Genomic DNA, 11,921 nt, shown 5'->3' with positions numbered 1-11,921 from the left:
CGCACCCCAGTGAGAGATCCCGGCCATGACTGACACCCCGGCCACGACCGGCCGCCCCGATGCCACCGCCGCTGCCTCCGGTTCTCCCCGCGTCGCCTTCGTCCTGGGCGGCGGCGGGCCCCTCGGTGGCTATCAGGCGGGCATGGTGCGGGCCCTGTTCGAGCGCGGCATCGTCCCCGACTTCGTCATCGGCACGTCGATCGGCTCCGTACAGGGCGCCATGATCGCGAAGAACCCCACCCTGTCCGTGTGCGAGGAAATGGAGAGCTTCTGGCGGGACTTCGTCACCAGCAGGGCGATGCGGCTGAACGCGCGCAGCATCCTCAACGCCCTGTCCATGCGCTCGGCGATCAACTCCAACGAAGTGGTCCGCAGACTGCTCTCCGAGTACCTCGGCGCCGCCACCCGCATCGAGGACCTGGCGGTGCCCTACGAGTGCACGGCCGCCTCCATCGAGCGGGCCACCGTCCGCTACTTCGACTCGGGGCCGCTCGTCCCCTGCGTCATGGCGTCCGCCGCGATCCCGGGGCTGTGGCCGTCGATCCGTATCGGCGACGAGCATTACGTCGACGGCGGAGTGGCCGAGTCCGTGCCCCTCACGCGGGCGATCGCCCACGGGGCCACGACGGTGTACGTGCTGCGGATGCGGCAGAAGGAGCTGCAGCTGCGGCCCGCCCGGTTCCCCTGGCAGCTGGGCCCCATGGTCCTGGAGCTGTCCCGCCGCCACCACCTCCACCACGCCCTCAACAGCAGGCCGGACGGCGTGGCGGTGCACATCCTGCCCAGCGGCGAGGACCTGATGGAGCCGCCGGAGAACGGGGCGTGGACCACCCGGCGCGAGGAACTCGCCACCATCCACCGGCGGGTGGAGGGCGGCCACCGGGCGGCGGCCCGCTTCCTCGACGAGCAGGAGAACCGGCGGCCGGCGGCCCCCCGGCGCAGCACCCCCGCCGTGTCGCCCGTGCGCAGACCACTGACGCCGTTCGTGGCGGCCAAGCTCCGCAGGCATTTCGACGTGTACGACACGGATGCCGACGGCGTCGTCTCCGGTACGGACTTCCGGCGGGCGGCCCAGCGGGTCGCGGGCGCCTTCGGACACGCGGAGGGCAGCGCCCGCGCGGCCGCTCTGGAGCGGGAGTTCACCACGTACTGGGAGAGCCTCGCGGCGGCGGCAGAGGGTGCGGCAGGGGCGGCGCGGAAAGGTGTGGACGCGGACGCGGTGACGCTGGAGCGGGAGCCGTTCGGCAAGGCCCTGGCCGGGCTCGCATCGAGTTCCGCCGCGTACAGCACGCATCTGCTGCCCGTCGTGGCGGCGATTCTGGCGGTGGCCGACCACGACCACGACGGCTTCCTGAACCCCGCCGAGACCGGCCGTCTGCTGTGCGCCCTGGGCGTCGCCGAGTCCGAAAGCGCGAGGGTGGCACGGCGGTTGGACACCAACGGTGACGGGGTCACCAGCCTCGACGAGCTGGTGGAGGCGTTCCACGACTACTTCACGAGCAGCGAACCGGGCTGCGTGGGGAATTCGCTGTTCGGTACCGGCCCCGGCTCAGAGTGAGACGGCGGGAGCCGGTTGGGCGTCCAGCTCCCGTCCCTTCGTCTCCGGTGCCGCCACCGCCATCCACGCCATCGCGGCCAGCACCGCCACGCCCAGCACGGCGAACGTCCACGGCAGACCGAGCACCGGCCACAGCACCGACCCGAAGAGCAGCGGCGCGAAACCCGTCAGCGACCGGCTCACCGACGACGCCCAGCCGAAGCCGGTGGCGCGCAGCGGGGTCGGGTAGAGCTCGGACGCGTACGCGTACAGCGCCGGGATCGCCAGCTGGATCAGGAAGCCGAACGCACCGATCGCCACCAGCGGGGCGACGCCCTGGTCCCGTACCAGTGCGAAGACCACCAGCGCCACGGTGGCCAGCGGCGCGCTCACCCCGATCAGCCACTTGCGGCCGACGACATCCACCAGGGCCGTCGAGACGAGCACGCCCAGGATGCCGAGCCCGGCCATCAGCGTCGTACCGGTGAAAGCGGCGGTGTCGCCCTGCCCCTCGGCCTTGAGGATGGAGGGCATCCAGCTCAGCGCCGCGTAGTAGACCAGCAGGATCGTGGCGAACATCAGCCAGACCGCCGAGGTGATCCGAGGGCTGAACGACCAGATGAGGCGCAGCTGTTCGGCGGCCGCTGCGAGGCCCTTCGTACGGGGAGCGGCAGGCGGGTCCGGGATTCCGTACGGCTCGACGGGGGCGCCGGTACGGGCGACGAGGTCGTCGATGACCGCACGCGCCTCCTGCTCGCGGCCCTTCTCGGAGAGGTAGACCGGTGATTCGGGGACGCCCCGCCTGACCCAGAACAGCAGCAGCGCGGGCAGCGTCATCGTCAGCAGCATCCACCGCCAGTTCCCGTCCAGCGGCAGCATCGCCGTCGAGACGAGGCCGCACAGCGTGACCCCGATCGGCCACCACAGGTCGAGCGCGGTGAGGATCCGCCCCCGGTACTTGCGCGGCGAGAACTCGCTGACCAGCGCGTAGTCGACGGGGATGCAGCCGCCGAGGCCGATGCCGGCCAGGAAGCGCAGCAGCAGGAAGATCCCGTACGTGGGCGAGAGCGCGCCGAGCACCGAGAACACGGCGAAGATCAGCAGCGTGACGCTGAACGCCTTCTTGCGGCCGATCCGGTCCGCGACCGAACCCCAGGCCACGGCGCCGACGGCCATGCCGACGAGGTTCGCGGTGGCGACGAGACCGCGCTCGCCGATGGTGAGGCCGAACTCCGTGCCGACCAGGGGCATCAGAAAGCCGTTGAGGGCGATGTCGTACGCGTCGAAGAGGTAGCCGAGGCCGCCGATGACGAAGATCCTGCCCTGAACACCCCATCTCCACGGGAGCTCCTGGACAATCTGATCGCCTGTCTTCACTGCTGCTCCAAGTGGGGGGCCGATGGCCGGGGTGGGGAGGCCCGATCATAGATCCTGGCCGATCCCGCCCGGCGCACCGCGCTCGGATGTGGGAGTCCCTCTGGACGCACGGCGCCCTCTTCGTAGGGTCTGCACCATGACCACCACAGCCGGAAGCAGCCCGAGTCCCGCCAGCACCAGCCCCGCACGCCCCGGCCGCACCGCAGCCGCCGTGCCCGCCCTCGCCGCCCGTACCGCCGCCGTCGGCGGGTCTCCCGTCCGGGAGATCCTGGCGCTGACCGACGCCCCCGACATCATCTCCTTCGCGGGCGGTCTGCCAGCCCCCGAACTGTTCGACGCCGGGGGCATCCGGGCCGCGTACGACGCGGTGCTGCGCGAGTCGCCGCGGCGGGTGCTCCAGTACTCGACCACCGAGGGCGATCCCGCGCTGCGTGCGGCTGTCGCCGCCCGGCTGGACGCCCGGTCCCTGCCGACCCGCGCCGACGACCTGCTGATCACCGGCGGCTCGCAGCAGGGGCTCTCGCTGCTGGCCGCCGCCCTCCTCGAACCCGGCGACACCGTCCTGGTCGAGGACCCCACGTACCTCGCCGCGCTCCAGTGCTTCGGGCTCGCGGGCGCACGGGTCGTCCCGGTCCCCACCGACGACGACGGCGTCGTCCCGGACGCCCTGGACGCACTCGTCGCGTCCGAGCGGCCCAAACTGCTCTACCTGGTCCCCAACTTCCAGAACCCCACCGGCCGTACGCTCCCCCTCGCCCGCCGCCGCGCAGTCGCCGAGATAGCGGCCAGGCGCGGGCTCTGGGTCGTCGAGGACGATCCGTACGGCGAACTGCGCTTCGAGGGCGAACCGGTGCCGTGGATCTCCCAGTGTCCCGGCGCCGAGGACCGCACGGTCCTGCTCGGCAGCTTCTCCAAGGTGATGGCCCCCGGGCTGCGGCTCGGTTGGCTGCGCGGCCCCGCCTCGCTCCGGCGGGCCTGCGTGATCGCCAAGCAGGCCGCCGACCTGCACACCTCGACCCTCGACCAGGCGGCAGCGGCCCGCTACCTCGCCGACAGCGACCTGGACGTCCACCTCGCCGTCGTCCGTGACGCCTACCGCATACGCCGTGACGCGCTCCTCGCCGGACTGGCCGGCGCACTGCCGTCCGGCAGCACCTGGAACCATCCCGAGGGCGGCATGTTCCTCTGGGCCCGCCTCCCCGAAGGGAACGACGCGACCGCCCTGCTGAAGAAGGCGGTTGCGCATCAGGTGGCCTATGTCCCCGGCGCCCCGTTCTTCGCGGGCAGCCCGGACCAGGCGACGCTGCGCCTCTCCTTCACCACCCACACGCCCGACGAGATCGCGATCGGTCTGACCCGGCTGGCCGAGGCACTGGGCTGACCCGGAGCCGGTGGTGGGCGGGGCCGGACAGCCCTGCATACTGGCCCCGCCCTGATCGGCCGACTCCCTCAGGAGGAGAACCACAGCAATGCCAGCAACCTTCAAGACCGTCATGGAAGTCAGCCCCGAACACCTCGACCAGGCCCGCGCCGTCGACCGGCTGTTCCAGCAGGCGATCGCCCCGGCGACCGTCAACTTCGACTTCGGCCACATCAGGGAGGCCGCCGCCGCGATCCCCGACAGCTCGATCGTCAAACTGGTACGGGGCTGGGGCCTCCAGGAGACCGCCCCCGTCGCGGTCATGGCGCTCTCCCTCAAGGAGGCGGTGCGCCAGGCGCTCCCGGGGGAGTTCGCCGAGGCCTCCTTCTGGGGCACCGTCGAGGACGAACTCGTCGGCGCGTTCACCGGCCTCGCCGCCCAGGAGGGCACACCGGGACTCTCGTACTACGAGGAGACCCCCGACCGCACCAGCTACTACCGCGACCTGTTCTTCGCCCTCCAGGGCGAGGAGACTGGCGACCACCTGTACGCGATCGCGTTCTGCGTCGACGTGAGTGTCGGCCTGGACCGGGCGAGCGCGGGTGCGCTGGAGCTCACGGACATCGCCCCGTACCGGATCCGCCTCAACGCGATCGTCGTACGTCAGCAACTCGGCCTCGCCGCCTGACGGTTCGTCCGCCCATCCGTCTGAGCCCTACCGTCCCGCCGTCCCGGGCCGGTCCGGCAGAAGATCTCTCGCTGAGAGCGAACCCGTCTGGGCAGACCGGTGGCCACGGTGCTTGGGTGGAGCGATGGAGATCCTGGTACTGGGCGGAACAGCATGGGTGGGCCGGGAAGTGTCCCGGCAGGCGATCGCGCGCGGTCACCGGGTGACGTGCCTCGCGCGCGGCGAGAGCGGTGACGTCGCGGCCGGGGCGGAGCTGGTGGTCGCCGACCGGCGTGACCCTTCGGCGTACGAGCCACTGCTCGGCCGGGACTGGGACGCGGTCGTCGAGGTGTCGTGGCAGCCCGGATTCGTACGAGAGGCGCTCGACGCCCTGGGGGCGAGGGCCCGGCACTGGATCTACGTCTCCTCCGTCAGCGCGTACGCCTCGCACGGCACGCCGGGCGCTGACGAGTCCGACGCACTCCTGCCGCCGACCGAACTCGGCGAGGTGGAGAAGGAGTTGTACGGCGAGGCGAAGGTGGCGTGCGAGCAGGCGTCGGCGGCCGTCGTGGGCGACCGCCTCCTCGTCGCACGCGCCGGACTGATCGGCGGCCCCGGCGACCACAGCGGGCGTTCCGGCTACTGGGTGGCGCGTGCGGCGCGCGATCAGCGGGGCCCGCTGCTGGTTCCCGGCGAACCGGCTCTGGCGACCCAGGCGGTCGATGCGCGCGACCTCGCCTCCTGGCTGCTCGACGCCGCCGAGAAGCGATCCGTCGGCACGTACAACGCCGTGGGTCCCGTCGTCCCGTTCGGGGAGTGGATCGAGCTGTCCCGCACGGCGGGCGGGCACACGGGCCCGGTGGTCACGGCCGAATCGGCGTGGCTGCTCGCGCACGACGTGGTCGAGTACATGGGCCCCGGATCGCTGCCGATGTGGGTGGTCCAGCCGGGCTGGCAGGGCTGGGCGGCCCGCGACGGGTCGGCGGCGCACGCCGCGGGACTGCGGCACAGGCCCCGGGCGGAGATGCTGGCCGACACGCTGCGCTGGGAGCGCGAACAGGGCCTCGACCGGGAACGACGGGCCGGGCTGAGCGCGGAGCGGGAGCGCGAGCTGCTCGAAGCGCTGGGTTCCTGACGGGAAGCGCCCGGCCGGTGGGGGGGGGAAGCGCTCGGCCGGTTGCGGGAAGCGCTCGGCCCATGGCTCATCACGGAAGCGCTCGGCCGGTGAGGGAGGCTCGGCCGGGGGCAGCGCCCGGTTCCTGAGGCTGTCCGGCCGGGAGGGGCGCGCCCTAGGGGCGGTCGATGAGCATCGCCGCGGTTGATAGGCAAGTCGCTACTTGCCTATGCTGGGGTGGTGACGGACGATGTCTTCAAGGCACTGGCCGATCCCACCCGCCGGAAGATCCTCGACGAGCTGGCGGAGCGGAGCGGTCAGTCGCTGTTCGAAATATGCACGCGGCTCACGACCCGCCACGGACTGGGCCTGTCGCGCCAGGCGGTCAGCCAGCATCTGGCCGTCCTGGAGGCGGCCGACCTGGTCCGGGTCAGGCGTGAGGGCCGCTACAAGTTCCACGACCTGAACACCCGACCGCTGCGGCGCATCATGGGCCGCTGGCTCACCCCCGGCGCCCCGCCCGATGCCCCGAGCCCCACCGAACCGGAGCCCACCCCATGAAGATCCACCTGACCAGCGTCTTCGTCGACGACCAGGAGAAGGCCCTGCGCTTCTACACGGAGACCCTGGGCTTCGTGAAGAAGCACGAGGTTCCGCTGGGCGAATACCGCTGGCTGACCGTCGTGTCGCCCGAGAACCCCGAAGGACCCGAGCTCCTGCTCGAACCCGACGCGCACCCCGCGGTCGGCCCGTACCGCAGCGCACTGGTCGAGGACGGCATTCCGGTGGCCCAGTTCGCCGTGGCCGACGTCCACGCGGAGTTCCGCAGGCTGACCGGGCTCGGGGTGCGGTTCACGCAGGAGCCGATGGAGGCAGGCCCGGTGACCGTGGCCGTACTGGACGACACCTGCGGCAACCTGATCCAGATCGCCACGGTGCCCGCATAGCCCCTCCGGGTCAGCTCCGGTCGAGGGTCACGATCTCGTCGGCGGCGGCCAGGCCGGACTGTTCGTGGGTGACCAGGAGCGTGGTGCGGCCCCGGGTGGCGTCGAGGATGTCGGCGAGCACGGCGGCCGCGGTGTCCGGGTCGAGCCCCTCGGTGGGCTCGTCCAGGACGAGTACGGGCGGATCGGCGAGCAACGCGCGTGCCAGCAGCAGGCGTTGGCGCTGACCGCCCGACATCGTGGCGCCGTCCGCGCCGAGCAGGGTGTCCCAGCGGTCGGGCAGCGACTCGATCCAGTCGAGGATCCTGGCCCGCCGGGCGGCCTCGCGCAGGTCGGCCCCGGTGGCGTCGGGGCGGGCCAGGACCAGGTTGGCGCGGATCGTGGAGTGGAAGACGTGCGCGTCCTGGGTCATGCCGGTGATCGCGCGCCGGACGTCCGCGCCCGCGCAGTCGCGCAGCTCGCGCCCGCCGACGCGGATGCTCCCCGCTTCGTACGGTACGAACCGCATGAGCGCCGCGATCAGCGTCGACTTGCCGGAGCCGCTGGCACCGACGAGCACCACCCGGTGACCGGGCGGCAGCCGCAGGCTCACCCCGTCCAGAGCCGGGGGACCCTCGGGGCGGTGGCGTACCCGCAGCCCGGTGATCTCCACGCCGAGCGGACCGCCGGTGGCGGGCGGAACGGGCGGCGGAAGGGGCAGCGGGACCGGATCAGCCGGTTCGATGACGGGTGGAGGCGTGTCGAGTACGTCGGCCAACCGGCGTGCGGAGGCCTGTACTTGGGCGAACCGGCGGGCTGCCGCCGGCAGCGGCGCGAGGGCCTCGAAGGAGACCAGCGCGAGGACCGCGAGCACGGTGAGATGCACGGCGGGCAGCTCACCGGCCGCGTGCGCACGCAGTGCGAGCCGGGTGACGCCGACCACCGCCCCGCCCTGGAACAGCAGTACGACGGCCGAGGCGAGCGAGGTGGTGAGGGCCTCGCGGCGCTCCAGCACGGCGATCCGGGCGGCGGCCCGACGGGCCCGCTCGTCGGCGCGACCCCGGGCACCGTACGCGGCGAGGTCCGCCGCACCCTCGACCAGGTCGACGGCGAGCGCGGCGAGTTCGCCGCGCAGGGCCTTCTCCGTACGCCCCGCACGGCGGGACAGCGCGAGCACCAGGGCGGGTACGAGGACCCCCGCCACGACCAGCAGCACCCCGAGCACCGCACCCGCCCCCGGCAGCAGCACCGCCGCCGTCCCGGTGGCGACCACGCCCACCGCGCAGGCGGCCGCAGCCGGGATCAGGACCCGCAGCAGCAGGTCCTGGGCGGCGTCGACGTCGGCCACGAGCCGGGTCAGCAGATCACCGCTGCGGAACGCGGGGAGGCCGGCCGGAGCGAGGGGCACGAGCGCCTCGTACACCCGGGTACGGAACCCGGCGACGGCCCGCAGCACACCGTCGTGCCCCAGCAGCCGGTCGCCGTACCGCAGCACCCCGCGCCCCAGCGCCAGGGCCCGCACGGCGACGATCGCAAGACCCACCGAGGCGAGCGGCGGCTGCTCGGCGGCCCGGGTGATGAGCCAGGCGGCGACCGCCATGAGGGCCACAGCCGCAAGCTCACTCCCGGCGGCGGCGAGAGCCCCGGGCAGCAGCCGACGCCAGTGGGGGAGGAGATGACGGAGGAGCCGGAGGGCGGGCCGGCTCTCCCGCTGGGCTGTGGGCACTCGCTCCCGCCGGGCTGTGGGCCCGCTCTCCCGCCGGGCTGTGGGCATTCGCTCCCGCCGGGCTGTGGGCCCGCTCTCCCGCCGGGCTGTGGGCACCCGCTCCCGCCCGGCTGTGGGCACCCGCTCCCGCCCGGCTGTGGGCACCCGCTCCCGCCCAGCTGTGGGCACTCGCTCCCGCTCCCCCTCGCTGTGGGCATGCGTTCCGCTAGGGGCGGAACGGGTGGGCACAGCGGAACCCCTCGCTCCGGGCAGGAGCTCGTCCGCCCCGCCCCCACCCCCGTACCGCATGCTGCCTTCACGTCGGCCCGCCAACCCGAGCCCACCCCGCTCCCGCGCGCCCCGCCTCCTCACGACCCCACCACCCCTTCCGCACCCACCAGTTGGGGAACACCCAAGCTCCCCCCACGTACCTCGACCACCCGATCCGCATACGGCAGCAACCCCGCCCGATGCGCCACCACGATCGACGTCCGCCCCCGCATCAGCCGTGCCGTCGCCCGCGTGACCACCGCCTCGCTCGCCGCGTCCAGGTGCGCGGTCGGTTCGTCGAGGAGCAGTACGGGTGCGTCCTTGAGGAATGCGCGGGCCAGCGCGATCCGTTGCCGCTGGCCCGCCGAGAGTCCCGCGCCGTGCTCCCCGAGCACCGTGTCGTACCCATCCGGCAACGCCTCGACGAAGAGGTCCGCCGACGCCGCACGGGCCGCCTCCCGCACCTCGGCGTCGCTCGCCCCCGGCCGCCCCAGACGGATGTTGTCCCGTACGGACGCCGCGAACAGGTGCGGTCGCTGCGGCACCCACGCCACCTGTGCACGCCACTCGTCCGGGTCGAGGTCCGCGAGGTCGGTGCCGCCGACCGTGATCCGCCCCGAGGCGGGGGCCGTGAAGCCGAGCAGCAGCGCGAGCAGGGTCGACTTGCCCGCGCCGCTCGGCCCGACCAGGGCCACGTGCTCGCCGGGGCGCACGGAGAGGGAGACGTCCCGGAGGGCGGGCCGGGACCGGCCCGGGTACTGGACGGTGACCCCGTCGATGCGCAGGTGCGAGGTGCGGGCATCGGGGGCCGGCATGCGCTTCTCCCGGCCGTCGGGGGAACCGACCCCACCGGTGTCGTCGGCGTCGCCCTCACCCCTGTCGTCGAGAATCGCGAAGACCCGTTCCGCCACCGCGATCCCTTCCGCGCTGTCGTGGAACGCCGCACCCGCCGCGCGCAGCGGCAGATACGCCTCGGGGGCGAGGAACAGGACGATCAGCGCCGTACGGAGATCCGTCGTGCCGCCGAGCAGCCGCAGTCCGACCGGTACGGCGACCAGTGCCACCGAGAGGGTCGCCACCGTCTCCAGGACGAAGGAGGAGAGGAACGCCACGCGCAGCGTGCGCATGGTGGCGCGCCGGTGGGCGTCCGCCATCTCGCCCACCACTTTGCTCTGGTGCCGCTCGCGGCCGAACGCGCGCAGCGTCGGCAGCCCGGCCACCACGTCGAGGAAGTGCCCGCCGAGCCGGGAGAGCAACTGCCACTGCCTGGCGGTGCGTTGGGCGGTGTGCATACCGACCAGCGCGCCGAACACCGGGATCAGCGGCAGCGTCACGACCACGATCAGCGCCGACGTCCAGTCGGTCCACGCCAGCCAGCCGACGACCACGAGGGGCACCACGGTCATGGCGGCCCTGGTGGGCAGGCAGCCGACGACGTACGCGTCCAGGGCGTCGAGGCCGCGGGTGAGCAGCGTCGCCGTCTCGCCGTGCCTGCGGGCCGTGAGCCGCAGGGGGCCGGTGTGCCGCAGGCTGCCGGTGATCCGGTCGCGCAGCGCACGCTTGGCATCGGCCGCGGCACGCTGCGCGAGCGCCCCGCGGGCCCAGGTCAGCAGGGCGCGCAGCGCCATGACGGAGCCCAGGGCGGTGAGCAGGGCGATCGGGGACCCGGCCGCCCCGACGAACCCGTCCCCGACGAATCCGGCCCCGACGAATCCCTCCCCGGCCGTCTCGCTCCCGGCCAGCCCGCTCCCGGAGAAGCCGTCCGCGAGCACCGTCGCCAGCAGGCACGCCTGGGCGACGATGCACCCGGCGCCCAATAGTGCCAGCACCGCGGAGTACGTCATATGACGCCGCAGCAGCGGGAGTTCGCGCAGCAGCCGCCGTTCGGCCGGCTTCATCTCAGGGCCCTTCCCGTCGGAGTCTCATCAGAAGTAGCTGGGGTGGCGGCGGCCCGTCCGCCCCCGGAAGGCCCACCAGCTCCACGACTGGTACGCGAGGATCACCGGGACCAGCACGACCCCGAACACGGTCAGGATCTGCAACGTGACACCGTCCGTGACCGCCTGATGGATCGTCATCCCGCCACCGGCCGAGTCGATCAGTACGTACGGGTAGTGGCCGGCCCCCACGAGCAGCACGGGCAGCAGCACCGCGCAGCAGGTGGCGGCGAACGCCCGGACCCGGTGCCCGCGCGAGAGGCACCACCAGGCGCCGGTGAGCGCCGCCGTGAACAGGGCGGCGAGAACCGCCGAGGTCACGCGGTTCGTCACGGCGGCGCCCGCACCGAAGAGCGTCAGCAGCAGCGCGAGGGAGCCTGCGGCACCGGCCGCACGGAGCAGTCCCGTACCCAACTTCCTTGCCGTGGAGGCAAGTTCTGGATCGGAGCGCAGTGCGACGAAGGCTGCCCCGTGCGCCGCGAAGAGCAGCGCGGTCGTCGCACCGCAGGCCAGTACGAACGGTGTGAACACCTCGCCGAACCCGATGTGGAAGGTCCCGTCCGCCCGTCGCGGCACCCCGTGGAGCAGCAGGCCCACGACAAGTCCCCAGCACACGGCGGGCAGTGCACCGCCGCACACGATCAGGACGTCCCAGCACCGCCGGCCACGGACGCCGCGGGCGCGGCCGCGCAACTGGACCCCGGCATTGCCGAGCACAAGACCGACCAGGATCGCCACGATCAGCGGATAGAGACCGGGCAGGAGAGAGCCCTCCAGGTGCGGGAAGGCCCCGAACAGGACTCCGGCGAACGCGACCAGCCAGACCTCGTTGCCCAGGAAGAACGGTGCGATGGCGTCGAGGGCGGCGTTCCCGCCGCGGCGGCGTATGCGTGGGTCGTCCCGGCCGCCACCGAGGAGCGGGTGCAGCATCTGTGCGCCGTAGTCGTAGCCGCCGAGCACGAAGTACCCGCCGAGCAGCAGCCCGAGGAGGGCCAGCCACAGTGTCTCCAGGCTCATTTCGTTCAACTTTC

The 11,921-nt window shown here is 73.0% G+C and carries 10 protein-coding genes; 6 read left to right on the top strand and 4 right to left on the bottom strand.

Going from position 1 to position 11,921, the window contains the following annotated elements:
* Window positions 1-25: 25 nt before the first annotated feature.
* Window positions 26-1,558 (top strand): patatin-like phospholipase family protein, encoded by a 1,533-nt coding sequence (locus tag ACH4SP_RS00345; RefSeq protein WP_398407935.1) that lies wholly within the window; start codon window positions 26-28, stop codon window positions 1,556-1,558.
* Here ACH4SP_RS00345 and ACH4SP_RS00340 read toward each other — a convergent pair.
* Window positions 1,550-2,914, bottom strand: coding sequence for an MFS transporter (locus ACH4SP_RS00340; protein ID WP_398407934.1), 1,365 nt, complete (start codon window positions 2,912-2,914; stop codon window positions 1,550-1,552). The genes ACH4SP_RS00345 and ACH4SP_RS00340 overlap by 9 nt on opposite strands.
* Before the next feature lie 136 nt (window positions 2,915-3,050).
* On the opposite strand from ACH4SP_RS00340, the gene ACH4SP_RS00335 reads away from it, so the two are divergent.
* The 5 genes from ACH4SP_RS00335 to ACH4SP_RS00315 all read left to right on the top strand — a co-directional run bounded on the left by ACH4SP_RS00335 (window position 3,051) and on the right by ACH4SP_RS00315 (window position 7,002).
* A complete protein-coding gene (locus ACH4SP_RS00335) occupies window positions 3,051-4,295 on the top strand; it encodes a PLP-dependent aminotransferase family protein (RefSeq protein WP_398407933.1) in 1,245 nt (414 codons plus the stop codon).
* A gap of 88 nt (window positions 4,296-4,383) precedes the next feature.
* Window positions 4,384-4,962, top strand: a complete 579-nt coding sequence (locus ACH4SP_RS00330; RefSeq protein WP_398407932.1) for a Type-2Aa cytolytic delta-endotoxin — start codon at window positions 4,384-4,386, stop codon at window positions 4,960-4,962.
* A 124-nt stretch (window positions 4,963-5,086) separates the two neighbouring features.
* Window positions 5,087-6,076 (top strand): NAD-dependent epimerase/dehydratase family protein, encoded by a 990-nt coding sequence (locus ACH4SP_RS00325; protein ID WP_398407931.1) that lies wholly within the window; start codon window positions 5,087-5,089, stop codon window positions 6,074-6,076.
* 219 nt (window positions 6,077-6,295) lie between these two features.
* Window positions 6,296-6,616: an ArsR/SmtB family transcription factor gene (locus tag ACH4SP_RS00320; protein WP_398407930.1), complete on the top strand. Its 321-nt coding sequence runs from the start codon at window positions 6,296-6,298 to the stop codon at window positions 6,614-6,616.
* The gene (locus ACH4SP_RS00315; RefSeq protein ID WP_398407929.1) at window positions 6,613-7,002 is read left to right on the top strand and encodes a VOC family protein; all 390 of its coding nucleotides are present in this window, start codon (window positions 6,613-6,615) and stop codon (window positions 7,000-7,002) included. Before ACH4SP_RS00320 ends, ACH4SP_RS00315 begins: the two co-directional genes overlap by 4 nt.
* A gap of 10 nt (window positions 7,003-7,012) precedes the next feature.
* On the opposite strand, the gene cydC is transcribed toward ACH4SP_RS00315, so the two are convergent.
* The 3 genes from cydC to ACH4SP_RS00300 all read right to left on the bottom strand — a co-directional run bounded on the left by cydC (window position 7,013) and on the right by ACH4SP_RS00300 (window position 11,907).
* Window positions 7,013-8,704, bottom strand: coding sequence for a thiol reductant ABC exporter subunit CydC (gene cydC, locus ACH4SP_RS00310; protein ID WP_398407928.1), 1,692 nt, complete (start codon window positions 8,702-8,704; stop codon window positions 7,013-7,015).
* Between the two features lie 347 nt (window positions 8,705-9,051).
* Window positions 9,052-10,851: a thiol reductant ABC exporter subunit CydD gene (gene cydD, locus ACH4SP_RS00305; protein ID WP_398407927.1), complete on the bottom strand. Its 1,800-nt coding sequence runs from the start codon at window positions 10,849-10,851 to the stop codon at window positions 9,052-9,054.
* 27 nt (window positions 10,852-10,878) lie between these two features.
* Window positions 10,879-11,907 carry a cytochrome d ubiquinol oxidase subunit II gene (locus ACH4SP_RS00300; protein WP_398407926.1) on the bottom strand — a complete coding sequence of 343 codons (1,029 nt, stop codon included), beginning with the start codon at window positions 11,905-11,907 and terminating at the stop codon, window positions 10,879-10,881.
* Window positions 11,908-11,921 lie beyond the last annotated feature (14 nt).

Origin of the sequence: Streptomyces sp. NPDC021093 (genome assembly GCF_044333135.1) — a bacterium.
Lineage (GTDB): Bacteria > Actinomycetota > Actinomycetes > Streptomycetales > Streptomycetaceae > Streptomyces.
This window is presented reverse-complemented; position numbering and strand designations above follow the sequence as displayed.